Source organism: Myxococcota bacterium, assembly GCA_041389495.1.
In the GTDB taxonomy this organism is placed as follows: Bacteria; Myxococcota_A; UBA9160; order UBA9160; family UBA4427; genus JAWKRT01.
Window position 1 is genome coordinate 1,166,585 of the sequence record JAWKRT010000001.1, and the last position, 25,544, is coordinate 1,192,128.

21 protein-coding genes are annotated in these 25,544 nt (G+C 74.8%); 11 read left to right on the top strand and 10 right to left on the bottom strand.

Features of this window, described 5'->3' with window-relative positions:
• Position 1: 1 nt before the first annotated feature.
• The 4 genes from R3E88_05185 to R3E88_05200 all read right to left on the bottom strand — a co-directional run bounded on the left by R3E88_05185 (position 2) and on the right by R3E88_05200 (position 4,437).
• Positions 2–1,000 carry a hypothetical protein gene (locus tag R3E88_05185; GenBank protein ID MEZ4215851.1) on the bottom strand — a complete coding sequence of 333 codons (999 nt, stop codon included), beginning with the start codon at positions 998–1,000 and terminating at the stop codon, positions 2–4.
• A gap of 13 nt (positions 1,001–1,013) precedes the next feature.
• The gene (locus R3E88_05190) at positions 1,014–1,967 is read right to left on the bottom strand and encodes a diacylglycerol kinase family protein (protein ID MEZ4215852.1); all 954 of its coding nucleotides are present in this window, start codon (positions 1,965–1,967) and stop codon (positions 1,014–1,016) included.
• A gap of 101 nt (positions 1,968–2,068) precedes the next feature.
• Positions 2,069–3,172: a hypothetical protein gene (locus R3E88_05195; GenBank protein ID MEZ4215853.1), complete on the bottom strand. Its 1,104-nt coding sequence runs from the start codon at positions 3,170–3,172 to the stop codon at positions 2,069–2,071.
• A 32-nt stretch (positions 3,173–3,204) separates the two neighbouring features.
• On the bottom strand, positions 3,205–4,437 hold the full coding sequence (locus R3E88_05200) for a CDP-alcohol phosphatidyltransferase family protein (protein MEZ4215854.1): 1,233 nt from the start codon (positions 4,435–4,437) through the stop codon (positions 3,205–3,207).
• Between the two features lie 85 nt (positions 4,438–4,522).
• Here R3E88_05200 and R3E88_05205 point away from each other — a divergent pair, with 85 nt between their 5' ends.
• Positions 4,523–5,467, top strand: a complete 945-nt coding sequence (locus R3E88_05205) for a metallophosphoesterase (GenBank protein MEZ4215855.1) — start codon at positions 4,523–4,525, stop codon at positions 5,465–5,467.
• Here R3E88_05205 and R3E88_05210 read toward each other — a convergent pair.
• Positions 5,464–6,300: an NTP transferase domain-containing protein gene (locus R3E88_05210; protein ID MEZ4215856.1), complete on the bottom strand. Its 837-nt coding sequence runs from the start codon at positions 6,298–6,300 to the stop codon at positions 5,464–5,466. The genes R3E88_05205 and R3E88_05210 overlap by 4 nt on opposite strands.
• 125 nt (positions 6,301–6,425) lie before the next feature.
• On the opposite strand from R3E88_05210, the gene R3E88_05215 reads away from it, so the two are divergent.
• Entirely contained in the window at positions 6,426–7,706 is a 1,281-nt protein-coding gene (locus R3E88_05215; GenBank protein MEZ4215857.1) for a CDP-alcohol phosphatidyltransferase family protein, read from the top strand.
• Here R3E88_05215 and R3E88_05220 read toward each other — a convergent pair.
• On the bottom strand, positions 7,703–8,491 hold the full coding sequence (locus R3E88_05220) for a phosphocholine cytidylyltransferase family protein (GenBank protein ID MEZ4215858.1): 789 nt from the start codon (positions 8,489–8,491) through the stop codon (positions 7,703–7,705). The two genes, R3E88_05215 and R3E88_05220, sit on opposite strands and share 4 nt — an antisense overlap.
• Before the next feature lie 272 nt (positions 8,492–8,763).
• Here R3E88_05220 and R3E88_05225 point away from each other — a divergent pair, with 272 nt between their 5' ends.
• Together R3E88_05225 and R3E88_05230 are read left to right on the top strand one after the other, a co-directional pair.
• Positions 8,764–11,031, top strand: a complete 2,268-nt coding sequence (locus R3E88_05225; protein ID MEZ4215859.1) for an LptF/LptG family permease — start codon at positions 8,764–8,766, stop codon at positions 11,029–11,031.
• A 39-nt stretch (positions 11,032–11,070) separates the two neighbouring features.
• Positions 11,071–12,282: a membrane dipeptidase gene (locus R3E88_05230; protein ID MEZ4215860.1), complete on the top strand. Its 1,212-nt coding sequence runs from the start codon at positions 11,071–11,073 to the stop codon at positions 12,280–12,282.
• Here R3E88_05230 and kdsA read toward each other — a convergent pair.
• Positions 12,279–13,097: a 3-deoxy-8-phosphooctulonate synthase gene (kdsA, locus tag R3E88_05235; protein MEZ4215861.1), complete on the bottom strand. Its 819-nt coding sequence runs from the start codon at positions 13,095–13,097 to the stop codon at positions 12,279–12,281. The genes R3E88_05230 and kdsA overlap by 4 nt on opposite strands.
• 190 nt (positions 13,098–13,287) lie before the next feature.
• Here kdsA and R3E88_05240 point away from each other — a divergent pair, with 190 nt between their 5' ends.
• The 3 genes from R3E88_05240 (at position 13,288) to neuC (ending at position 16,371) form a co-directional block, all read left to right on the top strand.
• Positions 13,288–14,022, top strand: a complete 735-nt coding sequence (locus tag R3E88_05240; protein ID MEZ4215862.1) for a hypothetical protein — start codon at positions 13,288–13,290, stop codon at positions 14,020–14,022.
• A gap of 100 nt (positions 14,023–14,122) precedes the next feature.
• Positions 14,123–15,208, top strand: a complete 1,086-nt coding sequence (locus R3E88_05245; GenBank protein MEZ4215863.1) for an N-acetylneuraminate synthase family protein — start codon at positions 14,123–14,125, stop codon at positions 15,206–15,208.
• Positions 15,209–15,213: 5 nt separating this feature from the next.
• Positions 15,214–16,371: a UDP-N-acetylglucosamine 2-epimerase gene (gene neuC / locus R3E88_05250; GenBank protein MEZ4215864.1), complete on the top strand. Its 1,158-nt coding sequence runs from the start codon at positions 15,214–15,216 to the stop codon at positions 16,369–16,371.
• Here the strand turns inward: neuC and R3E88_05255 are convergent.
• The gene (locus tag R3E88_05255) at positions 16,365–17,447 is read right to left on the bottom strand and encodes a phospholipase D-like domain-containing protein (GenBank protein MEZ4215865.1); all 1,083 of its coding nucleotides are present in this window, start codon (positions 17,445–17,447) and stop codon (positions 16,365–16,367) included. The two genes, neuC and R3E88_05255, sit on opposite strands and share 7 nt — an antisense overlap.
• A gap of 171 nt (positions 17,448–17,618) precedes the next feature.
• Between R3E88_05255 and R3E88_05260 the strand changes: the two genes are divergently transcribed.
• Entirely contained in the window at positions 17,619–18,764 is a 1,146-nt protein-coding gene (locus R3E88_05260) for an acyl-CoA dehydrogenase family protein (GenBank protein ID MEZ4215866.1), read from the top strand.
• Between the two features lie 18 nt (positions 18,765–18,782).
• Here R3E88_05260 and R3E88_05265 read toward each other — a convergent pair whose 3' ends face one another.
• Both R3E88_05265 and R3E88_05270 read right to left on the bottom strand, forming a co-directional pair.
• Complete coding sequence (locus R3E88_05265) at positions 18,783–21,482, bottom strand: CehA/McbA family metallohydrolase (protein MEZ4215867.1); 2,700 nt, start codon at positions 21,480–21,482, stop codon at positions 18,783–18,785.
• A gap of 120 nt (positions 21,483–21,602) precedes the next feature.
• Complete coding sequence (locus tag R3E88_05270; GenBank protein ID MEZ4215868.1) at positions 21,603–21,830, bottom strand: hypothetical protein; 228 nt, start codon at positions 21,828–21,830, stop codon at positions 21,603–21,605.
• Between the two features lie 278 nt (positions 21,831–22,108).
• Here R3E88_05270 and R3E88_05275 point away from each other — a divergent pair, with 278 nt between their 5' ends.
• The 3 genes from R3E88_05275 to R3E88_05285 all read left to right on the top strand — a co-directional run bounded on the left by R3E88_05275 (position 22,109) and on the right by R3E88_05285 (position 25,484).
• A complete protein-coding gene (locus R3E88_05275) occupies positions 22,109–22,372 on the top strand; it encodes a glutathione S-transferase N-terminal domain-containing protein (protein ID MEZ4215869.1) in 264 nt (87 codons plus the stop codon).
• A gap of 62 nt (positions 22,373–22,434) precedes the next feature.
• A complete protein-coding gene (locus R3E88_05280; GenBank protein MEZ4215870.1) occupies positions 22,435–23,091 on the top strand; it encodes a hypothetical protein in 657 nt (218 codons plus the stop codon).
• Positions 23,092–23,225: 134 nt separating this feature from the next.
• Positions 23,226–25,484 (top strand): sulfatase-like hydrolase/transferase, encoded by a 2,259-nt coding sequence (locus R3E88_05285; GenBank protein MEZ4215871.1) that lies wholly within the window; start codon positions 23,226–23,228, stop codon positions 25,482–25,484.
• The last annotated feature ends 60 nt before the right edge of the window (positions 25,485–25,544 follow it).

Genomic DNA, 25,544 nt, shown 5'->3' on the forward strand with positions numbered 1-25,544 from the left:
CTCAGCGCAGCGCGCGGCGTCCGAGCAGCCGGAAGATCACGGGCCATCCGAACAGCAGCGGGTGGCGCCGCTGGCGCTCCGTGAGCTCGGTGCGCACGCCCGAGTGGCGCTCCACCTTCCAGAGCGCGTAGGGCAGCCAGTCCCCGAACGTCGTCGCCGTCTTCAGCAGTCGCAGCGCGGCGAGCGCTTTGCAGACGGGGCGCATCGCCTGCCAGCGGAGCCGCGCCGCGCGGCGCGCCGCGGGCCGGCTCTCCACCTCGACCGCCCCCGCGAACGCCGTGAAGCGCGCGATGCGCCCGTCCTCGGCGAGCGACGCGAGCGCGGCGTGCGCGGCGCGCTCGTAGCGCTCCGGCGCGGCCTCCCAGTGCGAGCGGATCGTCTCGGGCGACTCGCTGCGGAACTCGGTCGAGTACGTGCGCGCGAAGGCCTGCTGCCAGAACGCGGCGAGCGAGAAGCGCTGCAGGCGCGGGCTGCCCGCGGCCGCCGGCATGAGCGGCGCCATACGCAGCGCGAACGTCCGCACCGCTTCGGCGACGGCCGCCGTCGCGCGCTCGCGCGCGCGCGCGTCGCGCGCCCAGGCGATCAGCGCCGGCTGCGCGAAGCGCGCCCAGATGTAGGGATGGAGCGCTCGCTCGCCCGCGAGCCGCTCGAATGCCGCCGCCGAGAGGACCGCGTACTTGCAGCGCACGTCGACGGGCTCCTCGCCGGGCGCGAGGGCGGCGCGCGTCTCGAGGTAGAACACGTTCGGCGGCAGGCACGCGTTCGCGAACGCGAGCCAGCCCGCGCCGTAGGTCGAGCGGTAGTCGTCGACGACGACGTAGAAGTCGAGGACGCCCTCGTGCGTCGCCTTGCGGAGGCACGAGCCGTAGAAGAGGACGGCGGCGACGCACGCGCCGTGACGCTCGACGATCGCGCGTGCGAGCGCCGCGGCCGCGGGAGGCGCGGGCCGCGCGAGCTCCGGGCGGACGAGCTCGACGAGCGCGTCGCGCGCGCCGGCCACGGAGCGCGCGTTCCTAGGCCCGGACGAAGCGGACGTTGTTCTCGGCGGTGATCGAGAGCGTGCGGCCGACACGCGGAGCGCACTGCTCGCCGTCGATCGTGAAGCCGCAGTCGAAGCGCAGCTCGGCGCGCTTGCAGTTGCGGCTCAGATAGCCGTTGTCCTCGGTCGCGTGGACGTTCGGGTGCCCGAAGAGCAGTCCGGGCACCGTGCGCGCGCGGTGGCGGGCATCGCTCGCGAGGCCCGTGAAGCGCACGCCGCCCGGGCCCTCGCCCCAGAAGGGGCGCAGCCGCGCGAAGAGCTGCGGCAGCGTCGACGCCATGAAGAGCGTGAACTCGCCCGGGGCGATCAGCTCGCCGTCGAGGTGCACCTGCGCCTTGTCGGGCGCGACCATGCCGTCCGTGCCGCCGAGCAGGAGCTTGCCGACGAGCGCGCCGATCACCGTCGTCGAGCCGAAGACGCCGCGCGCCCGGCCCTGCGGGAACGACGAGTGCACGAGCTCGATCCCGCGGTAGATGACGCCGCCGCCGAAGAACATTCCGCAGCGCACCTCGCCGTCGGACTCGACGCGCAGGACGTCGCGGCGCCGGATGCGCTCCTCGAGCCGACCCTGGCGGGCGGCCTGGATCACCGTCTCGAGGCTGCGGACCGGGTCGCGGTGGGCGCCGATGTCGAGCGCCGTGGTGTTGGTCCGGCCGCCGCGCAGCACGGCGATCATCGGGACGCGGCCGTCGAAGACGCCGTGCTCGAGGATCTCGGTCAGCGCGTGGGCGAGGGTGCCGTCGCCGCCGTTGACGACGAGCAGGTCGACTTCCTGGCGCGAGAGGTCGGAGAGGGCCTCGGGCACGGCGCTCGCGTGGTCGGTCTCGACGTGCACGACCTCCGGGTAGTTGCGGATCAGCTGGAGGAGGCGCCAGACCTGCTTGTCGCTGCGACCCGCGCGGAGGTTGTTGAGCAAGCCGATACGCAAAGCCAAAGCTCGACCCTGCTGTGACCAGCGGCGCGGACGGATGCGGAAACGAGCGCGATGCGCGGACGCCGAAGGCGTGGTGCGCGGCGTTGGTTCCCGGGTCAGCGGCCGGAAAAGGTGTCGGAGAACGAGGTAGCCGTGGATCCCTCACCCTGGAACCGGTGGGGGCCCCCTCCAGAGCTGGCGCGCAGCGTAACGTCGATCACCGATCTCGCCCACACCCGGTAGGGGCGGACGTCGAGCGCCATCGACATGACGGTGCGGAGGGGTTGGGGAAAAGCCTTCAGGAAGTCCTGCTCGAAGAGCGGTGAAGACGCCTTCACCGAGCCTTCGACGTCGGGCCCGCGCAGCGCGAGCACGGCGGGGACGGGATAGCCGCGCGTGGAGGCGCCCGAGAGCGCGCCCTCCGCCGTCGCTTCGAGGTTCGCGTACGCAGTGGGGGCGTCGTCCTCGCGCGCGATGGCCATCCAGGCGCGGCCTTCCCCGCCGGGGCGCTGCCACTGGAGCACGAGCGCGGAAGCGCGGCCGTCGCGGTCGACGCCGACGGCCGACACGCGCCGCGCGCCGCCGAACGCCGCGTCCGGCGACCACGCGTGGAGCAGGCTCGCCGTTCCCGCGACCGTGCGCGGCGTCGCCCACTCGCGCAGCTGGATCGTCCCCACGATCGGAACCAGCGTCGCGAGCAGCTCGCTCTGCGCGCCGGGCGGCTCGAAGTCGGCCGGCAGTGCGGCGCGCGCCTCGAGCGGGAGCTGCAGATCGACGCGGATGCGGCTCTTGTCGATGCGATAGCGCGCGTAGTCGCGCGAGAGGTCGAGATGCGTCGTCCCGATGTCGAGCCGGCGGCGATCGGCGGAGAGCTCCCACTCGTCGCTCCTGCGCACGTTGTCGAACGCGTGCACGCGCTCGTCGCGGTCGACCCAGAGCCCGGACGCGACGGCGTTGCGCTCGCCCGGGCCCGCGTTCGTCACGAGGATGCGCGCGAGCAGCAGGCCGCCGTCGTCGAAGCTCGCGATGAGCTGGTACTCGTCGCTCGCCTGGTCGCCGCCGCGGCGCACGGCGGGGTCGGGCTGCGGAAGCGCGTCGGCGCCGCTCGGGTCGCCGTTCGCGAACGCGGGGAGTGCGGTCAGGAGCAGTGCGAGCAGGCGGGTGGGCGCGGCGGCGCGCCGGCGCGATCGCCGGCCTGTGGTCTCGCGGGGCGCGGGCATGGCGGCCTCCGACGGGCGCACGCGCACCCGATTCAGCGCGCCGCCGTCGCGACGCTCGCGCCCTCTTCGTACCACGGACGGATCCGCGTGCCCCGCGCGCGCAGCGCGAGCGCCTGCGCGATGCGGACGAGCTGGATGGCGATGCTCCCGAGCGTCCACAGCGCGATCGCGCGGAGGCCCGCTTGCGGTGACGCGAAAGCGAGCCCGGCGGAGAGCAGCAGCAGGTTCGGGTTGCGCCGTGCGATCACCTGCCGGAACCACCCGTCGAACGGCCGCCACGTGAACATCTCCATCTCGAAGAGCAGCAGGAAGACGCCTTCGAGGAGACGGCCGACGACGTAGCCACCGACGACGATCCACACGGTCGCGAGCTGCGCTCCGAAGCCGGGCTCGCCCTGCGCGAGCCCCCACGCCCACGCGGCCCACCACAGCGGGGGGTGGACGAGGTCGAGCCCGTGATCGAGCACGTGCCCGAAGCGCGACGACGTGAGCGTGCAGCGCGCGAGCTTGCCGTCGACGGTGTCGAGGAACGTCATGATCCACGCGAGCGCGAGGCCGGGCGCGAAGCCGCGTCCGCCGCCCGCCCACAGCGCGATCACGGCGATGGCGAGCGCGTAGCTCACCGCCGTCACGGTGTTGGGGGTGATGCCGCGTCGCACGCATGCCCGCACCGCGGCGCGCGCGGGCACGGGCCAGACCCACTTCGTGACGAGATCGGTGACGCCCTTGTAGGACGCCGCGAAGATCTCGTTCTCGACGCCGCGCACGTTCGAGTCGACGGCGGGCAGCGCGAAGGGCGGCTGGTGCTTGCGGAGTCGTTCGTCGTAGGCGGGAACGAGATCGCCCGGGGCGAGCGTCGCGAAGCCCGCGCGCGCGCCACCGGCGAGCGCGTCGCGCGCGGCGGCGGCGCGGTCGGGCCCGGCGACGACGGCGAGCGGGCGCCCGTCGTCGCCCGCGAGCAGCGTGCCGGCCGGCGCCGCGGCGAGCGCGTGCAGGAGCCGCTCGTCGTAGAACGTGTCCGCGCGGACGAGCAGCACGCGGTCGTCGCTAGGCGAGGGGACGACGCCGTCGCGATCGCGCGCGACGTGCACGACGCCGGCGCGAGCGAGTCCGCGCTCGAGCCGCTCGCTCGCCGTGAGGCCGAACGCGCGCGCGCGCGCGGCGTCGGCGTCGACGAGCACGGCGAGCAGACCGCTCGCGCTCCCGCCGCTCGCGGGCGACGTCTCTCGCGGTCGGGGCCGCGCGTGGGACTCGTCGGGTGTCATCGGAGCTCGTGCGGGGGAGGGCGGCGCGGAACCTATCACACGCGCTGGGGCTGAGATAGGCTCGCGCGCGAGCGAACGACGCGACGTGTTCACCCTGGCGCACATCTCCGACTGGCACGCGACGACGCTCGAGGGCGCACCGCTCGCGGCACTCGCGAACAAGCGCTTCTTCGGGTGGCAGTCGTGGCTTCGCAAGCGGCGCAAGCGTCACCGCCCCGAGGTGCTCCGCGCCGTGTTCGACGACGTGCGCGCGTGCGCGCCCGACCACGTCGTCGTCACCGGCGACCTCACGAACGTCGGTCTTCCCCAGGAGTTCGCGGAGGCCGCCGCGCAGCTGCGCGAGCTCGGCGACCCCACGTGGGTCACGGTCGTGCCCGGCAACCACGACGCGTACGTGCGCGTTCCCTCCGACGTCGGTGTCGACGCGTGGGCGCCGTATCTGTGCGGGGACGGGGCGGCGGCGGACGCGCGCGCGCCGCGCGCGAGCGAGTATCCGACGCTGCGCGTGCGCGACGGCGTCGCGATCGTGGGCGTGTGCACGGCGCGGCCGACGGCGTGGCTCCTCGCGAGCGGCGAAGTCGGCGCGGGCCAGCTCGCGCGGCTCGAGGCGCGCCTGCGCGCGCTCGGCGAGCGCGGGCTCGTGCGCGTCGTCGCATTGCACCATCCGCCGACCGACGAGGGCGTGTCGTGGCGTCGACGCCTGCGCGACTGGCGCGCGCTCCAGCACGTGCTCGCGCGCGCGGGTGCCGAGCTCGTCGTGCACGGTCACCGCCATCGCACGTGGCTGGGCGAGATCCCGGGACGCGGGGCGCCCATCGCCGTCGGCGGCACCCGCTCCGCGTCCGACGTCGGCGTGAAGGACGCCGCGCGCGCGCAGTACCACCTCTACCGGATCGAGCGCGACGGCGCGCAGGTGCGGATTCGCGTCGAGGTCCGCGGCTGGGATCGCGCGCGCCGCTGCATGGCACCCGAGCGCGAGCACGCGTTCGCGTCCGTCCCCGCGCCGGTACCCGTGCCTCTCCGCGCCTAACGAGGCGCGCGCGAGGGCGGCGCGGCGGCGTCGACGCGCGCGCCCGCGCGCCCGCGCTCGCCGATCACGCGCTCGACGAGCGCGAGGTCGGCCGGCGTGTCGACGTCGACCGCCGCGTCGGCGAACGGCAGCACGACGGGCGCGGCCTCGGCGCCGATCGCGCGCGACGCGCGCGCGAAGGCGGCCTCGAGCGAGAGCACGCGCAGCGCGAACAGCGCGAGCGTTCCGAGCCCGAAGGCGCGCGCGAGCTTCCACGGCTGCTTGCGGTCGCGCTCGACGCGGCGCCAGAACTCGACGGCACGCCGCGCCGCGGGCGTGCGCAACGCGAAGAGGTTCGCGCCCGAGACGCCGCCGTCGCGGAAGCGCAGGTACGTGCGCCGCGTGTCGGGGAAGCGCGCGCGGATCGTCGCCTCGCGGACGACGCCGACCGCCACGTCCGCGCCCGCCGCGTCCGCCCCGGCGAGGAACGCGTCGAGGATGTCGGCGTCGAGCAGCGCGTGGTCCGCGGTCGTCAGCAGGACGGGCCGCGGCGCCGTCGCGCGCGCGCGCGCATCGAGCGCCTGCAGCACGCTCTCGCTCGGCGACGACGCGGCGCGCAGGATCGCGGCGTCGCCCGCGGCGACGAGCTCGGGCCGGTCGATGCTGACGCGGATCGCGCCGATGCGCGGGTGCGCGCGCAGCGTGCGCAGCACGCGCTCGAGCATCGGCTCGCCCGCGACGGGCACGAGTGCGCGGTGCGCGGCGCCGTGACTCTCGGCGAACGGATCCTCGCCCGCGCGGCGGCCGGCGAGCACGATGGCGTCGTACGGCTGCGGATCGGCGGCGGGTGTCACGCGCCGAGTGGTACCGCAGTCGCCCGCCGCGCGCGCACGACGCGACCGTCTGCGATCTCGCCTATGCTCGCCCGCCCGCGTCGACGCCGGCGGCCGCTCGCGCGTCGGCCGGGGCGGGGGGGCGCGTGCGGCTGTTCATCGATGCGACGGGTGCGTCCTCGCGCGCGGCGGGCGCGGGCGCCGTACGCGTCTTCGGGATGCCGCTCGCGGAGCGCCACGCACTCGGCGCCCTCGAGGCGGGCCTCGACGTCGACACCGTCGTCGTCGCGGTCGCGCACGACGACGCCGGCCTCGCGCTGCCGGCGAGCCTCCGCGCGCGCGTCCGCATCTCGATCGCGACTCCCGGCGAGAGCGAGGACGCGAGCGCCGCGGCCGTCGCGCAGCTCGCCGCGCTGCTCGCCGACGGGACGGGCGCGCCCGTGCTCGTCGCCCCCGGCGACGCCGTCGCCGACGCGCGCATCCTCGCGCAGCTCGCGGAGGGTTCCGGCTCGCGCGTGTTCGCCGCCGGCGAAGGCGCCGATCGCCGCCGGCTCGCGCTGCTCCAGCCGGGCGTGGGGCTGCGCGGGGAGAGCATCGACGCGGCGCTCGACGCGCTCGTCGCGAGCGGCGACGCCGCCGTGCTCCGCGAGGACGAGTTCCGCGGCTACATCGCGATGCTGCGCCGCGACCTCGCCCCCTACGTCGTTCCGGTGCGCGACGAGGGCGAGCGCCGCCGCGTCGAGCGCTTCCTCTTCTGGTCGAACTACAAGGGCTCGACCGACTTCATGACCCGCTACGTGTACCCGCCGTTCGTGTGGCTGCTCGTGCGGCCGCTCGCGCGGCTCCGCGTGCACCCGAACTGGGTCACGCTGGTCGACATCCTGGCCACGTTCGCGGCCGTTCCGTACTTCGCGCGCGGCGAGTGGGTCGCGGGCCTCGCGCTCGCGTACCTGATGAGCGTGCTCGACTCGGTCGACGGGAAGCTCGCGCGCGTCACGTTCACGTCGTCGAAGCTCGGCGAGGTGATGGACCACGGGCTCGACATCGTGCACCCGCCGATCTGGTACCTCGCCTGGGGCCACGCGCTCGCGCAGGCGAGCCAGGCGCCGCTCGCGTGGCGCGCCTCGCTGTGGATGCTCGGGCTCTACGTCGTCGATCGCATCGTCGCCGGCGTGTTCAAGGCGCGGCACGGCAAGTCGATCCACGGCTACACGCCCTTCGACGAGCGCATGCGCACGTTCATCTCGCGACGCAACGTGAACCTGCCGTTCTTCACGCTCGCGCTCGCCGCCGACGCCGTGCGAGGCGACGCGACGTTCGCGGCCGCGCGTGCGTGCTTCTACGCGATCGTCGCGTGGCAGGCGGCCTGCCTCGCGTTCCACGTCGACAGACTGGTGCGGTTCTGGAGCCGGGGCGGCGCGCGTTAGGCGCGGCCGATGCGCTCCTCGCGCGGCGACGCGTGCGCGCGCGCGGGGCGCTGCTTGTCGAGCCGCTCGAGCCCCTCGCGCACGACGGTGAGATCCTCGGGCGAGTCGACCTCGCCCCACCACGAGCCCGTGATCGAGGCGGTCTCGATGCGCATCGACGGCGCGAGCGCGTCGACGACCGACAGGTACCAGGCCGACATGCCGGCGCTGCGGCGCACGGCCGCGTCGAGGGCTTCGCGGAAGCGCTCGCCGCCCTCGCCCTGGAAGCGCATGAGCCCGATCGACTCGCCGTCGATCGGGCCGGTGAGCTTCTTGCCGACCGCCTGCAGGCGCCGCCCGCCCGCGAGCTTCACCTTCATGTCGTCGTCGTCGTAGCGCGCCTTCTCGTTGATCGTGACGGTGAGCGGCGCGGGCGGCGACGCGAGCAGCTTCTCGAGCACGGCCGGCTCGAACAGCGTGTCGCCGTTCAGGATCAGGAACTCGTCGGCCATCTCGGGGCGCGCGAGCCAGACGGTGACCAGGTTGTCGCTCTGCGCGAAGAACGGGTTGTAGAAGGTGCGGACGCGGATGCCGGGGATCGGGGTCCCGGCGAGGAACGCCTCGACCTGGTCGGCGCCGAAGCCGACCATCACGACCGCCTCCTCGACGCCGCATGCCGCGAGGGCCCGCAGCTGGACCTCGAGGACCGGCTGGGAGCCGCGCACGGGCAGCAGGCACTTCGGGCGGCTCTCCGTCAGGGGAAGCAGCCGCCGGCCCTGGCCCGCGCTCAGGATGATCGCCTTCATGGAACTCCGATTCCGCCGCCCGGGGCGCCACCCGGGGTGGTGCTCGCCGGCCCGCTCGCTTCCGCGCCGTTCGTCGTCGCCCGCGTCGCATCCGGCCTTGGCGTTGCCGAGGCCGCGCGTGCGAGCCTAGGATGCTCGATTCGGAACGGTACGGGGGGAGGCGGGCCGGACTGTACTCCATGGCCCCGGGCCGACAAGCAATCCGCCCTCCCTTCGGGTGATTTCTGCACCACGCCCCGGGCCGTCGCGGCCCGCCGAGGAAGCCCCGGTCGATGCGCGTGACCGAGACGACTCCCCGCCGCCCTCGGGGAACGCTCTACCGGTACCTGCTGCGCGAGATGGCGGTCCCGACGCTGTTCGCGCTGCTCGGCCTCACGCTCGTGATCCTGACGAAGGACCTGCTCGGGTACACGGAGCTGGTCGTCAACCGCGGCTTCGGCGCCGGCGTCGTCGCGATGATGGCGTTCTATCAGACCGTTCCGCTGATCGGGACGACGCTGCCGTTCGCGACGATGGTGGGCGCGCTCGTCGCTCTCGGGCGGCTCGGTGCCGACCTCGAGCTGCTCGTGCTCGAGGCGTGCGGTGTCTCGGCGCGCTCGCTCGTGCTCCCGGTGACGCTCTTCGCGGCCGCGCTCACGGGCGCCGGGCTCGTCGTGTCGCTCGCGCTCGGGCCGTGGGCGAGCCGCTCGCTCGACGCGTCGCTCGAGCGCATCTCGCTCGAGAACCCGGGCGCCGAGGTGCGGGCGGGCGTCGTGAACCGCTTCGGCGACTGGAAGCTCGAGGCGCAGGTCGCGAACCCGCGCGGCGACCGGCTCGAGAGCGTGCTGCTCTGGATGCCCGACGTCGGCGAGACGGTCTTCGCGCAGCGCGCCGCGCTCGACCCCGAGCCGGGCGGCGGCGTCCGCATCACGCTCGAGAACGCGACCGTCCTGCTCGATCCGCGCACGTCCCCGCGCAAGCTCGAGTTCGAGACGATGACGACGCTCCTGCCCGAGACCGACCTCCCGCTGCAGCGCGACCGCGAGGACCGGCTCGCGAGCCTCACGCTGCGCGAGCTCGGCTCGATGGCCGCGATGGAGGGCCACGACGACGCGTACATGGCGCAGCAGGCGGCGATCCAGATCCACCGCCGCTTCGCGCTGCCGCTCGCGACGCTCGTGTTCGGCTTCCTCGTGATGCCGCTCTTCATGAGCCGCGCGCAGTTCTCGCGCTCGGGCGGCGGCGTCGTCGGCCTCGTCGCGACGGTCGTCTACTACGGCCTCGTGCAGCTCGGCGACGGCCTGATCCAGCGCGGGCTCGTCGGCATCGCGCTCGGAGCGTGGCTCCCGAACCTCGTGATGGCCGCCCTCGGCCTCGCGATGTTCGCGCGGCTCGCGGGCAAGAGCGCGTTCGGGCGCGACGCCGACCGTCCGACGCAGCGCGTGAAGCGCAGCGTGCGGCGTGCGGAGGCGCGCGGCGAGCTGCGCACGAAGCGGTTCGCGCTCGCGCGCTACGTCGCGTCGCGCTTCGTGCAGGTGGCGGCGATGTGCTTCGGCGTGCTGCTCGTCGCCTACCTGCTCGTCGACGTGCTCGACCGCCTGCAGTGGCTCTTCCGGTACGGCGCGACCGCGGGCGAGATCGCGCGCTTCTACCTCGCCCGCGTGCCGCTGCTCGCGTCGCGCGTCGTCCCGATGGCGCTGCTCGTCGCGACCGCGCTCACCGTGAGCCTCGTCGCCGCGCAGGGCGAGCTCATGGGCATGCGCGCGTGCGGCATCCCCGCGCCGCGCGCGCTGCGTCCCGTGCTCGTGCTGTGCGTGCTCGTCGCGCCGCTCTTCTTCGTGCTCAACAACGAGGTCGTGCCCCGCACGAACGCGCTCGCCGACTACCTGAAGACCACCGAGATCAAGGACCTCGGCGGCGTGCGCAGCGCCGTCTGGTACCGCGTCGGCACCGCGATCTACGAGCTCGGCGAGCTCGACGCCGACATCGGGCACGCGAGCGACGTCGTGATCTACGAGGTCGGCGACGGCTTCGCGCCGCGCGCGCGCATCGACGCGGACGAGGCGGAGCACATCGGCGGCGGCGTCTGGCGGCTCGTGAACGCGACGCGCGTCGAGGTGACCGACGGCGGCCTCGAGCGCCGCGGCGCCACGCCCTTCGTGCAGCTCGGCGAGGACGCCGGCTCGGACGTCGACACCATGCACTACCCCGTCGGCGAGCTGCGCCGCCGCATCGCGGAGCTCGAGCAGGGCGGGCGCGACGCGAGCGCGCTGCGCACCGACCTGCACGCGAAGCTCGCCGCGCCGCTCGCGTGCATCCTGCTGCCGGCGCTCGCGCTGCTCTTCGCCGTCGCCGGCCCGCCGTTCCCGAGCTCGACGACGACGCTCGTCGCCAGCGTCGCGGCCTTCGTCGCCTACATGCTGCTCACGGGCGTCGGCACGAGCCTGGGATACGGTGGCGCGCTGCCGCCCGCCGCCGCGGGATGGCTCGCGACGGCGGCTCTCGGCGGGCTGCTGCTCGCGCTCGGGCTGCGGCTGCGCGGCTTCGGCCAGTCGTTCTGAACGCGCGCGGCGCACCGCGCGCCCGCCGCGGAGGTCCGCATGCGTCGCTTCGCTCCCCTCACCGCGCTGGTCGTCGTCCTCGCCGGCGTCGTCGCCACCGTCCTCGTCGTGGCCCCCGAGCGCATCGAGGCGGGCCTCAACCAGAAGCTCGAGGTCGACCTGCCCGAGCCGTCCGAGGCCGCGCGCGCGCTGCACGAGCGGCTGTGGATCGCCGACCTCCACGACGACCTGCTGCTGTGGGGGCGCGACCCGCTCGTGCGCTCGAGCCGCGGCCACACCGACGTGCCGCGCCTCGTCGATGCGCGCGTCGCGCTGCAGGTGCTCGGCGCCGTCACGAAGACGCCGAGCGGCCTCAACTTCGAGAGCAACTCGGCGGACGCGTTCGACATGATCACCGCTCTCGCGATCGTGCAGCGCTGGCCGCCCGCGACGTGGTGGAGCCTGCGCGAGCGCGCGCTCTACATCGGAAGGCGCTTCCAGGCCCTCGGGCCCCGCAGCGTCGGCGCGGTCACGCCCGTGCGCACGGGCATGGACGTCGACGCCGCCTTCTACGCGCGCCGCAAGGGCGCGCGCGGGATGGGCGTGATGCTCTCGGCCGAGGGCCTGCACATGCTCGAGGGCCGGCTCGAGACGCTCGAGGAGCTGTGGGACCACGGCTATCGCATGCTCGCGCCCACGCACTTCTTCGACAACGAGGTCGCGGGCTCCGCGCACGGCGAGGAGAAGGGCGGGCTCACGCCGTTCGGCGTGCGCGTCGTCGACCGCATGCAGGAGATCGGCTTCGTGATCGATCTCGCGCACGCGTCGCCGGCCACCATCGACGACGTGCTCGCGCGCGCGAAGTCGCCCGTGATCGTGTCGCACACGGGCGTGCAGGCGACGTGCGCGGGGCCGCGCAACCTGTCGGACGCGCACCTGCGCGCGATCGCCGCGACGGGCGGGCTCGTCGGCATCGGCTTCTTCGAGGGCGCGGTGTGCGACCCGTCGCCCGACGGCATCGCACGTGCGATCCGGCACGCGGCCGACGTCGTCGGCGTCGAGCACGTGGCGCTCGGGTCGGACTGGGACGGCGCGACGAGCGTCGTCGTCGGCCCGGGCGAGCTCGTGTACGTGACGGACGCGCTCCTGCGCGCGGGGTTCTCGGAGGCGGAGGTGCGCGGCGTCATGGGTCGCAACGCGCAGCGCGTGCTGCGCGCGGCGCTGCCGCAGGCGACTCCGGGCGCGCCCGCCGGCGAGCCCGGGCGAAGCTAGGCGCGGCCCTCGCGCAGCGCCGCGTCGATCGCGAGCAGCTGGCCGAGCAGCACGTCGAGCGCCGACAGGTCGAGCTGGCACGGGCCGTCGCACGGCGCGGCCGTCGGGTCGGGATGCGCCTCGAGGAAGACCGCGTCGACGCCCGCCGCGACGGCCGCGCGCGCGAGCGGCGGCACGAAGCGCCGGTCGCCGCCCGACACGCCCGTTCCCGCGTTCGGGAGCTGCGCGGCGTGCGTCGCGTCGAAGCACACCGGGGCGTGCTCGCGCATCTGCGCGAGCGCGCGCATGTCGACGACGAGGTCGTCGTACCCGAACGAGGTGCCTCGCTCGGTCAGCATCACGCCGCCGCGGCCCCACGCCCGGATCTTCTCGACGATGTAGGGCACGTCGCGCGGCCCGAGGAACTGCCCCTTCTTCACGTTGAGGGGCAGGTCGGTCGCCGCGCACGCCTTGATCAGGTCGGTCTGGCGGCAGAGGAAGGCCGGGATCTGGAGGCAGTCGACGACCGCGGCGAGCGGCTTGGCCTGGTGCGGCTCGTGGACGTCGGTGAGGAGCGGGAGGTCGGTCGCGCGCTTCACGTCGCGCAGGATCTCGATGCCCTCGTCGAGCCCCGGCCCGCGGTAGGAGGCGTGGCTCGTGCGGTTCGCCTTGTCCCAGGACGCCTTGAAGACGAGCGGGATGGCGCGGCGCTCGGCCAGCGCCTGCAGCGCGAGCGCGAACTCGATCGCGTCGCGACTCGACTCCAGCACGTTGAGCCCCGCGATCAGGGCGAGCGGCGCGCCGCCGCCGATCCGAACCGGGCCGATGTGGAGCAAGCGCGACCTCCCCCCGTGCCGATGCGCCGGACAGTGAGTAGCGCGAGGCCCGCGTGCTGACTACGGCCCGCGCCGCGATCGCGCGCGCCGCCGCGCGTCGGCCCCATGGGGCCGCGTCGATCGAGCGCCGGGCGTCGGCGCTGGTACGCTCCGCCGCCGCCCGCGTCCGGGGCGCGGGGAGGAGGAGCGCGTGGCGTATCGCGGAAGGTCGGTGCTCGCGATCGTGCCCGCGCGCGGCGGCAGCAAGGGCATCCCGCGCAAGAACCTCGCGGTCGTCGGCGACCGCTCGCTCATCGCGCACGCGGCGGCGACGATCGCCGCGCTGCCGTGGATCGACGCGAGCGCGATCAGCACGGACGACGACGCGATGGCGGCCGAGGGCGAGCGCGGCGGGCTCGCCGCCCCGTTCCGGCGCCCGCCCGAGCTCGCGAGCGACACGGCGTCGGCGGCCGACGCCTGGCGCCACGCGTGGCTCGCGAGCGAGGCGCACTTCGGTCGCACCTTCGACGTCGGCCTCTGGCTCCAGCCGACGACGCCCCTGCGCGACCCGCGCGACGTCGAGCGCACGCTCGCGGCGATGGTCGAGGGCGGCTTCGGGAGCGCGGCGAGCGTCAGCGAGATCCCCGCGCACCTGCGCCCCGAGCGCGCGATGACGCTCGGGCCGGACGGCGAGCTCGGCTTCTACCTGCCCGCCGGCCGCGGCATCGCGAACCGCCAGGAGATCCCGGCGACCTGGTACCGGAACGGCGTCTGTTATGCGGCCACGCGCGAGACGGTCGTCGAGCTCGGGCAGACCGTCGCGCTGCGCGCGGCGGGCGTCCCGGTGGCGGGGACGGTCGTGAGCATCGACGAGCCGTTCGATCTCGAGCTCTGCAACCTCCTCTGGGAGCGCGCGCGGCGCGCCGGCGAGGGCGGCGCCTCGTGAGCGCCGGCCGCTTCGCTACGTTCGCGCGATCCCTTCCGATCGGGGCGAGGCCCGCACGCGCACGGCGGAGCGCGCGCCTCGCGACGGAGTCCCGCGGTCGATGAGCGCCGTCCCGTCCACGTCCGAAGCGCCCGTGCCCACGTGGCTGCACGCGCCGGTCGCGTCGCCGCGGCCGGGCGAGCGCGCGTGCACCGTGATCGCCGAAGTGAGCCAGACGCACGACGGCAGCGCGGGCATGGCGCACGCCTTCGTCGACGCGGCCGCGAACGCGGGCGCCGACGCGATCAAGTTCCAGACGCACATCGCGAGCGCCGAGAGCACGCCCGCCGAGCCGTGGCGCAAGGCGTTCAGCAGCCAGGACGCGACGCGGCTCGACTACTGGCGGCGCATGGAGTGGAGCGAGAGCGTGTGGCGCGAGCTGCGCGCGCACGCCGACGAGCGAGGCCTCCTGTTCCTGAGCTCGCCCTTCTCGATGGAGGCGCTCGAGCTGCTCGTCCGCGTCGGCGTCGCCGGCTGGAAGGTGGCGTCCGGCGAGATCAACAACTTCGCGCTGCTCGACGCGATGACGGCGACGGGGCAGCCCGTCGTGCTGTCGACCGGAATGAGCCCGCCCGAGGAGATCGACGCGGCCGTCGCGCGCGTGCAGGCCGCGGGCGTGCCGCTCGCGGTGATGCAGTGCACGTCGATCTACCCGTGCCCGCCCGAGCTCGTCGGCCTGAACCTGCTCCCCGAGTTCCGCGCGCGCTACGGATGCGCGGTCGGGCTCTCCGACCACTCGGCGACGATCTATCCGAGCATCGCCGCCGCGCAGGTCGGCTGCGAGCTCGTCGAGGTGCACGTCACGCTGTCGCGCGAGATGTTCGGGCCCGACGTCGTCGCCTCGGTGACCACCGCCGAGCTGCGGCAGCTGGTCGAGGGCATCCGCTTCGTCGAGGCGATGCGTCGCCACCCGCTCGACAAGGCCCGGCTCCCCGAGTCGGTGACGTCGCTGCGCGGCATCTTCATGAAGAGCGTCGTCGCCGCCCGCGACCTCGCGGCCGGTACGGTGCTCGCGGCGGAGCACCTCGGGTCGAAGAAGCCCGGGAGCGGCATTCCCGCGAACGAGCTGCCGAAGCTGGTCGGGCGCCGGGTGCGCCGCGACGTCGCGCGCGACGCGCTGATCGCGTGGGACGACCTGGAGGGATGAGCCGAATGCCGCGCAAGGTGTGCGTCGTCGTGACCGCGCGACCGAGCTACTCGCGCATCCGCTCCGTGCTCGAGGCCGTGCGCGCCCACCCCGGGCTCGAGCTGCAGCTCGTCGTCGCCGCCTCCGCGCTGCTCGACCGCTACGGCAACGCGATCTCCGTGATCAAGAAGGAAGGCTTCGAGGTCGCGCGTCAGGTCTACATGATCCTCGAGGGCGAGAACCTCGTGACGTCCGCGAAGTCGACGGGCCTCGGGCTCGCCGAGCTCGCGACGGTCTTCGACAACCTCGCGCCCGACCTCGTCATCAGCGTCGCGGACCGCTTCGAGACGATGGCGACCGCCGTCGCCGCCGCCTACATGAACATCCCGCTCGTGCACGTGCAGGGCGGCGAGATCACGGGCTCGATCGACGAGAAGGTGCGCCACGCGGTCACGAAGCTCGCCGACGTCCACTTCGTCGCCACCGAGAAGGCGGCCGAGCGCGTCATCCGCATGGGCGAGCGGCCCGAGCGCGTGTACGTGACGGGCTGTCCGTCGATCGACGTCGCGAAGCGCGCCGTCGCGGACGGCCCGCTCGATCTCGCGAAGCTGTTCACCGACTACGGCGGCGTGGGGCCGCAGCTCGACCTCGCGGACGGCTTCGTCGTCGTGCTCCAGCACCCGGTGACGACGGAGTACCGCGAGGCGAAGTCGCACATCCTCGAGACGCTGCACGCGGTGGCGGAGGCGGGCGTGCCCGCGCTGTGGTTCTGGCCGAACGTCGACGCAGGGTCGGACGGCACCTCGAAGGGCATCCGCAACTTCCGCGAGAAGCGGCCCGAGCTGCCCATCCACTTCTTCAAGAACCTGCCGCCCGAGGAGTTCCTGCAGCTGCTCGCGCAGAGCCGCTGCATCGTCGGCAACTCGAGCGTCGCGATCCGCGAGTGCGCCTATCTCGGCGTGCCCGCCGTCAACGTCGGGAGCCGGCAGCAGGGGCGCGAGCGCGGCGCCAACGTGATCGACGTCGGCTACGACCGCAAGGAGATCGGCGACGCCATCGCCGCGCAGCTCGCGCGCGGCCCGGCGCCGAAGGACGCGCTCTACGGCGACGGCGACGCGGGGCGGCGCATCGCCGACCTGCTCGTCGACGTGCCGCTCTCCGTCGAGAAGCGGCTCGCCTACTGAAGGCCCGCCGCGGCGCGCAGCGCGCGCCAGCGGCCCTCGAACGCGAGCACGAGCCCGCGCTCGCGCGACACCGCGCCGACCTCGTGGTTGAGCCAGATCGACTGCGCGTTCAGGTTGAAGCTCCCGAACGCGACGCAGCGCTCGCCCGCGCGATCGACGAGCGCGAACTTGTCGTGCATCGGCCGGGCGACCTCGCTGCCGACGCGCGCGACGGCGACGCCGGCCGCGCGCAGCGCGGCCTCCGTGGCGCGCGGGAAGCGCCGCTCGTTCGCGTGCGAGAGCAGCTCGACGCGCGCGCCGCGCCGGGCCGCGCGCGCGAGCGCGCCCGGCCCGTGGCGCCCGCTCACGTGCGAGGCGACGACGCGCGCCGCGTCGCCTCGCCCGAGCGCGCGCAGCAGCGCGAGCAGCGGGTGGCGCGCGGCGCGCGGCCAGAACGCGAGCTCGGTGTCGCCCGACGCGACGCGCGCGCGCTGCGCGCGCGCGCACCGCTCGAGCCGCCCGTGCGCGCCGGCCGCGACCCCGCGCGCGTGGTCGCGCAGCGCGGCGACGAGTGCCGGGTCGCGCAGCTCGACGAGCGCGTTGTAGCCGCGGTCGTGGTCGCCGATCTCGGCGACCACGTCGGGCGCGAGCTCCGGCGCGTCGCCCGACGGGTTGAACGAGCCGAGGAAGGCCGCGTCGGGCCGCGAGAACACGTAGAGCTTCGCGTGCAGGCGCGCGCGCAATCGCGTGCCCGGGACGAGCGGCGCGTGCGCGAGCGCGCGGAACCGCGCGCCGATGCCGCCGTCGCCTTCGGGCGCCGCGAGCAGCGCGGCGACGGCCGCGTTCGCGTCCGCGCGGCGAGGTCGCGCCTCGAGCGTGACGCGCACGTCGACGCCGCGCGCGCGCGCGGCCGCGAGGTCGCGCGCGAGCCTGCGGTCGCGGAGGTAGTAGGTCACGACGTCGATCGCGCTGCCGGGCGGGGCGTCGGCGATGCGCGCGGCGAGCAGGTCGCGCAGCGCGAAGTCGGCGGAGCCCGGCCCGCCGAAGTGCACGCGGCTCGCGGTCGGGCTCGGCTCGTCGCGCGCCTCGTTCGCCATCGCCCGTGGTGTAGCCGATCGGCGGCCTCCGCCGAACGGCGCGCGCGGCGACGCGCGGCCTTTACGCTCCGCGCCGCCCGGGACACACTCGGCGCGCCGGTCCGCCCGGCGCCGCACCCGCACACGCGTCCGCCGCGCACCGCTCGCGGCGGCCCCGCACCCGGAGGCCCCATGCACCGCGACCTCTTCGGCGAGGAGCACGAGCTCTTCCGCGAGCAGTTCCGCCGCTTCGCGCGCGACGAGATCGAGCCGAAGATCGCCGGCTGGAACGCCGCGGGGCGCAGCGACCGCGCGACCTGGAAGCGCCTCGGCGAGGAGGGCTTCCTCGGCCCGAACGCGCCCGAGCAGTACGGCGGCGCGGGGGCGGACTTCCTCTACTCGGCGATCGTGATGGAGGAGCTCGCCTACCTGCGCGCGCACGCGATCATGGTCTCGCTCCACGCCGACGTGTGCATGCCCTACATCACCGAGTACGGCAGCGACGAGCAGAAGGAGCGCTACCTGCCGGGCGCGATCTCGGGCGACGTCCTGCTCGGCATCTGCATGACCGAGCCCGGCACGGGCTCCGACCTCCAGAACGTGAAGACGCGCGCGCGCCGCGACGGCGACCACTACGTGATCGACGGCTCGAAGACGTTCATCTCGAACGGCCAGATCGCGGACCTGTTCGTCGTGGTCGCGAAGACGGACGAGGGCGTGCCCGGGCACAAGGGGCTCTCGCTCTTCCTCGTCGAGGCGGCGACGGAGGGGTTCCGGCGCGGCCAGAAGCTCGACAAGCTCGGCCTTCCCGGCCAGGACACGAGCGAGCTCTTCTTCGAGGGCTGTCGCGTGCACGAGCGCCAGCGGCTCGGCGCCGAGGGCGCGGGCTTCGGCATGCTGATGAACAAGCTGCAGCAGGAGCGGCTCACGATCGCCGTCTCGTCGATCGCGTCGTGCCGCCGGTCGTTCGACGACACGCTCGCCTACGTGAAGGAGCGCACCGCGTTCGGGAAGCCGATCGGGAGCTTCCAGAACACGCAGTTCACGCTCGCCGACCTCGCGACGCAGATCGAGGTCGGCCAGGCGTTCGTCGATCGCGTGGTCGCCGCGCACGCGCGCGGCGAGTCGCTCGTCGCCGAGGCGAGCATGGCGAAGTGGTGGGCGAGCGACCTGCAGAAGCGCGTCGCCGCCGAGTGCCTGCAGCTCTTCGGGGGCTATGGCTTCATGCGCGAGTACCCGATCTCGGGCGACTACGCGGACGCCGCGGTGCAGTCCATCTACGCGGGCACGAACGAGATCATGAAGGTGATCATCGCGCGCGGTCTCGGGCTCGGGTGAGCGCGCCCCGCGCGCTCGCTAGTCGAGCCCGGGCGGCGTCCAGACGCCGTCGCCGTCCGCGTCGACGAAGATCGGGTTCGTGAAGGCGAACGGCGTGAAGCCGGGCAGGAGCGCCGCGTAGGTCGCGTCCGCGGCGCCCTCGACCTCGACCGTCACGAAGGCGTCCCGCGCGATCGGGAGCACGACGTCCGTCTCGAGCGGCCCCTCGATCGGGCGCGCCGTCGCGAGGGCGCCGTCCACGTAGACGCGCAGCTGCGACACGGGCACCCACTCGGCGGCGCGCACCGCGATCCGAAGCGTCGCGTCTCCGCCCGCGGCGAGCGTCGCCGTGTCGCCCGGACCCGCGTCGCCGATGCGGACGTCGAGCAGCGGGCCCGTCGAGCCGAAGGCCGCGCCGCCGCGCGCGCTCGCGATGAACGCGCCCTCGTCGAACCGGGCCGGGTCGTCGTCCGCCATGCGCACGTACGTGCGCGGGACGGCCGCGACGACGTGGCGCGAGTGGGTGTCGCTGTTCGCGGTCGCGGTGCGGCGGAAGCCCTGGCGCAGCAGCGAGTGCCAGTCCGCGCGGATCGCGCGGTAGCGGTCCATCGACGGCCCGTTGAGCAGCTCGATCGCGTCGAAGTCGACGTCGCGCAGCCCGGTCGTCGCGTCGCGCTCGACCAGCGAGGCGTTCTGCGCGGCGTCGATCGGCTGCTGCGGGTCGAAGGCGCGCCCGACCGACAGGTGCTCGAGGAAGGCGCCGCCGTCCGAGGCCGCGTCGACGTCGACGAGCGAGCGCGGGTGGTTGACCTGCACGAGCCGCTCGCCCGGCAGCGCGCGCGCCTGCGCGACGATGTCGCGCAGGCGCTGGTCCTCGCTCCGCAGTGCGCCGGCGCGGTGGAGCGCCGGGCGCAGCGGCAGCGGGAACACGTTGTGGTGGCCGACGCTCGCCGGCACCACCTCGGTGCGCACGACGCCCGTCACCTCGAGACCCACGATGCTGCGCACGCGGTCGCGCAGCCCGAAGCGCGCGACGAGCGGCGCGTAGTCGCTCACGTGGTCGTGGTCGGTCGAGACGATCACCTCGCCGCCCTCGGCGACGAACGTCGCGAGCCGCGTCGCCATCGGCACGGTCGAGTCGTCGCTCGGCGCGGCGTGGACGTGGAGGTCGGCCGCGATCCAGCCGGGCGACGCGACCGCGCGCTGCGGCGCCTCGATCGCGAGCGTCACCGTCTCGCCCGCGACGGCCTCGAGCGACGCCGTCGCGACGGAGAACTCGGGGCCGCGCGTCGCGAGCACGGCATAGCGACCGGGCCGGACGGCGACGCGCGCGGGGTCGGTGCCGAAGCCGCCGAGCACCACGTCGTTCGAGCCGAGGAAGGAAGGGAACGGCGCGCCGCCGATGCGGAAGCCGGTGAGGTCGTCGCCGAAGACGGGGTCGGGGGTGTCGCCGACGCCGAGGAAGACGAGCCGCGCGGGGGCGACGTCGGCCGGGAGTGCCACCCACGCCGCCGGCGGCGGCGAGACGTCGCCGAGCTCGACGCGCTCGCCCTGCGAGAGGTCGACCTCGCGCTCCGCCGCGCGACCGCCCGGGGCGAGCACGCGCAGCCGCGCGGGCGCGCGCGGGAGGCGCAGCGCGAAGCGGCCGTTCGCGTCGGGCGCCGCGAAGGCGAGCGCCGACCCGTCGGCGTCGAACGCGTGCACGCGCGCGGCGGGCGTGTCGACGCGTCCCTCGACGAGCACGCCCTCGGCGTAGAGCGCGTCGGTCGCGGCGCGTCCGTCGATGCGCGGCTCGATCTCGATCTCGCGCTCGAACACGACCGCCTCGCCGGCCTCGACGTCCATGAACAGCGACTGCGCGAGCTGGATCAGCCCGACGGCGTCGCGGCGCCCGACCCAGTAGGGCCGCGCGAACGTCGCGAGCATGGTCACGGTCTCGGTCGACAGGCCGATCGTCGGGAGCTCGCGCTCGCTCCCGTCGGCGGCGACGAGCTTCGCGCCCGTCACGCGCAGCGTGTAGCTGATGGGCGCGATCGCGGCGCCGCTCGCGTCGTCGGCGCTCGGCCCGACGAGCGTCACGCTCTCGATCGGCGTCACGGCGTCGATCAGCTCGCCGATGCTCGCCTTGCCGATGCCCGCGTGCGCGAAGCCCTCGGACGGGCCGCGCCGCGCGAGCGTGAACGGCCGCAGCGTGCCGTCGTTGTGCACCGTCACGTCGCCGAGCGCGAACAGGCGCGCGCCGTCGCCGCGCCGCTCGGCGCGCGTGCGCACGCGCAGCACGCGCGGCCGCGCGACGTCGACCTCGTACGTCGTCTCGACCGCGACGCCGTCGCGCTCGCCCTCGACGACCACGCGCGCGCTCGCGCCGTCGGCCTCCGCGCGCACGGTGCCGAAGCGCAGCGTCCCCGTCCGCGAGAGGTTCGCGAGCTGCTCGAAGTTGGCCCACTGGTCGTCGGCGCGTCCGCAGAAGCCGAGGTCGACGAGCGAGCCGCCGGTCGCGAGCAGGTAGCCCTCGTGGCCCGGGTCGGCGACGACGGCGCACAGCGTGCCGTTGCCGAGCGCCCAGTCGTCGAGGCCGCCGACCGCGTCGGGGCCGCGCGCGATGCGCGCCGCGGGCGTCGCGTCGCCGATGCGCTCCGCGAAGGCGACGGGCGCGTCCGCCGCGCCGGCGGATGCGGCGGACGAGGCGAGGGCGGCGGCGATGGCGATCGGGAGCAGGGCGGAGGGGCGCGGGATCATCGCGCGCAGCATACCTGCGAACGCGGCGGCGAAGGGCGCGACGCGCGCCGGAATCGGGCGGCGCGCGCCGAGCCGCGACGGCGCCGCGCGAGGGCGCGCCGCGAGCGCGCCGCGCGAGGGCTAGCCGCGGACGGCGACGACGATCTCCGGCTCGCGCCCGCGGAACGCGTCGTTCGCGCCGCTGCGCTCGGGGACGAGCCGTACCGCGCGTTCCGCGACCAGCCAGTCGACGAGGTCGGCGATCTCGCCCTGGTCCTCGCTCCACTCGCAGGCGGCGAGCACGAGCTCGACGAGCGTCGTCTCGACGGACTCGAGCGGATCGATCTCGATCGGGGTCGCAGCGGCCACCGGCACCTCCCCGCGGCGAGTGCGCCGCGCGCCCCGGGACGAGTGCACGCCGCGTGCCACGGGCCGGCGGCTGCGAGGCGCGGCGTCGCGCTCCGCGCAGGCGCGAATGCGTCGGTGCGCCGTCGCGGCGCGTCGGCTCGCCGACGCTCGTCGCTCCGGCCGTCGCGCCCGCGCCGGTCCGGCGGCGCCGCGGTGCGCGGGCCGGGCGCTCGACCACCCCGTGGCGGTGCGCGATCCTGCCGCGCCGGCGCGGCGACCAAGGCGGAGACGAGCGCTCGATGACGAAGCCCGCAGACCTCTCGCTCTATCACTTCGACTCGTGCCCGTACTGCCGCTTCGTGCGCAGTGCGGCGCGCGAGCTCGACCTCGAGCTCGAGCTGCGCGACGTGCTCGGCGAGCCCGAGCGCATGCGCGAGCTCGTCGAGGCGACCGGTCGGCAGACGGTGCCGTGCCTGCGCATCGCGCTGCCGGACGGCGGCGTGCGCTGGATGCACGAGTCCCGCGACATCGTCGCCTATCTGAAGGAACGGTTCGCCGCGTGACGGCGCGAGCGCGCGCGACCGCTCGGGCCCGCGCGCGCCGCGTCGCGCGGGCGCGCAGGTCGATGTGCACGACCGCGTTCGCCCTCGCAGCCGTGCTCGCTTCCGCGTGCGCGGCGGACGAGGCGATCCTCGAGGCGCGTCTCCCGTCGACGTCGACGCCCGCGCGCGTCGAGCTGCTCGGCGTGCGCGGCGACTACCGCGACGTCGCGGTCGAGACGGGCGGGGCGTCGCTGCGCTTCTTCCTGCCGGTGGGGGCGCCGCCGCTGGGCGCGCCGCCGGCGGGCGCCGACGCGTGTGCGGCGGTGCTCGAGCCGGGGGCGGACGTGCGGTACGTGCACGACGGTCTGCTCGGGCGGCTCGACGCCGGCGATGCGCGCTGTGAGATCGTCGGCGTGCTCTCGCTCGAGACGTGGCGCGACCGCCGTCCGCGCGGGAGCCGCGAGCCCGTGCCGCGCTCGCGCGCGACGTTCCGCGTCGTGTATCGCGACGACGACGTGTCGCTCGCGCGCGGCCGCTTCGGGCTCGCCGGCGAGCTCGGCTGGGTCGGCGGTGCGGACACCGTGGCCGCGTTCGCGCGCAGCGAGCGCTGCGACCGCGTGCTCGCGCAGGGCGTCGCGTCGCTCGAGTACCGCCACGAGGGGCCGGACGTGCTCGCGCTCGTCGCGAGCGACGGGCTCTGCCCGCTGCTCGGCATCGCGCGCCCGCTGCGCGCGCCGTGACGCCGCGGGCCTCGAGGAGCACGCGCACGGGGCGCGGCGCGGCCGCGCACCGCCGCGCGGCTGATACACTCGCGCGCCGGGTCGCGCGCCGTCGTCTCGCGCGCGCACGAGCGGCGAGGGTCGCGGGAGCAGCGGTGCCGGGGGCGGGATCGATCGAGGCGGTGCGCGGCGACCGCGCGCGGGGCGCGTGCACGCGCGCGCGCACGGACGCGCATCGCAGCCGGCGCGCTCCCGCGCCGGCGCGCGTCGCGCTCGCGGCCGTGTGCGCGGGCCTGGTCGCGATCGCCTGCGGCGCGCCCGACGAGGCCGTCGCGCCGTCCGTCGCGCCCGCGGCTTCGCAGGCCTCCGCGCCGTCCGCCGCCGACAAGCCGCTCGACGTCCTCCTGATCACGATGGACACGACGCGCGCCGACGCGCTCGGGCTCTACGGGCAGGAGCGGCCGACGACGCCCAACCTCGACCGCTTCGCGGAGCGCGGCGCGATCTTCGATCGCGCCTATGCCTCGCAGCCGAGCACGCTGCCGTCGCACTCGACGATCCTGACCGGGCGGCTCCCGTTCGCGCACGGCGCGCGCGCCAATGCGGGCTACGTGCTGTCCGAGGACAACGAGACGCTGGCGGAGGTGTTCGCGCGGCACGGCTACGTCACGGCGGCCGAGATCGCGGCGCCCGTGATCGGGCGGCGCACGAAGATCGACCAGGGCTTCGCGCACTTCCGCGACCTCGACTCGTTCGACTCGCGGCGCAAGCGCGTGTACGTGGCGGAGGGCGGCGGCGACCCGCGCGGCTACGAGCTCGTCGAGCGCGAGGGCAGCGACATCACGCGTCGCGGGCTCGAATTCCTGCGGCGCCACACGGAGGAGCCGTTCTTCCTCTGGCTCCACTACTTCGATCCGCACGCGTTCTACGCGCCGCCTGCGCCGTTCAACGAGCGGTTCTCGGATGCGCCGTACTACTCCGAGGTGCACTACACCGACTACCAGGTCGGCCGCGTGCTCACCGAGCTGCGCCAGCTCGGGCTGCTCGAACGCACGCTCGTCGTCATCACGGCCGATCACGGCGAGTCGCTCGGCGAGCACCGCGAGCTCACGCACTCGTACTTCGTCTACGACGCGACGATGCACGTGCCGCTCCTCGTGGTCGCGCCCGGGCGCGTGCCCGCCGGCGTGCGCATCGCGTCGCCGGTGCGCACCGCCGACATCGCGCCGACCGTGCTCGATCTCGCAGGGCTGCCGCCGCTCGCGGGCGCGCAGGGCGTCTCGCTCGCGCCGCTGCTGCGCGGCGAGAGCGCGGCGCGCGTGCTCGACGTGTACGGCGAGTCGTTCGAGCCGCTCTCGATGTTCGGGTCGAACGCGCTGCGCTTCCTGCGACAGGGGAGGTGGAAGTACGTCCACAAGCTCGAGCCCGAGCTCTTCGACGTCGAGGCCGACCCCGGCGAGACGGTGAACCTCGCGTCCGAGGACGAAGGCCGCGTCGCGGAGATGCGCGCGAGCCTCGAGGCCTTCGTCGAGCGGGAGCACGTCGCGCGCGACGACAACCGCGTGACGCTCGACGACGAGACGCTCGCGCAGCTGAACGCGCTCGGGTACGTGGGGGAGGGCGCGCCGCGCACGTTCGAGGAGATGGCCGACCTGCTCCAGCTGCACGATCCCGACCCGGCGGCGCGCATCGACGACATGCTCACCTACTCGCTCGTGTGGGGCGACATCAAGTCGAAGCAGTACGACAAGGCGTTCGCGGCGGGAATGAAGCTGCTCGATCGCAATCCGCAGAGCCTGCCGATCGTGCGCGCGGTGCTGTCGTCGATCGAAGGCGACGACAAGGCCGAGCGCTCGCTGCCGATCCTCGACCGCGCGATCGCGATCGACGACCAGAACCCGGGCTTCCACGTGTCGCGCGGGGAGGCGTTGATCGAGCTCGGTCGCGAGGAGGAGGGCGAGCGTGCGCTGCGGACCGCGCTCGAGCTCGACCCGTGCCACGCACCGGCGCGCGTGGTGCTCGCGAACCACCTGAACGCGCGCGCGCGCTACCGCGAGCAGCTCGAGCTGCTCGAGCGCGGCGTCGAGGCGTGCGACGGCGAGATCAACCTGCGCAACGACCTCGCGTACCTGCTCGCGACCGCGCCGGACGACGCGGTGCGCGACGGCACGCGCGCGCTCGACGTCGCGCGCGCCGTCGTGCGCGACGCGGAGTTCGAGCGGCCCGACTTCCTCGACACGCTCGCGTGCGCGTTCGCCGAAGTCGGGAACTTCCAGCGCGCGATCAAGCACGTCGATCGCGCGCTCGAGCTGCTCTCGCAGCGCGACTCGCCCGACGCGATGGTCGCGCCCTACCGCGCCCACCGGGCGGCCTTCGAGCGGCACGAGAAGGTGCGGGCGGGCGGCGGAGCGTGACCGTCCGCCCCCCGGGCGCACTCGTGGAAGCGGCGCGAGACCCGCGCTCGGCGCGTCCCG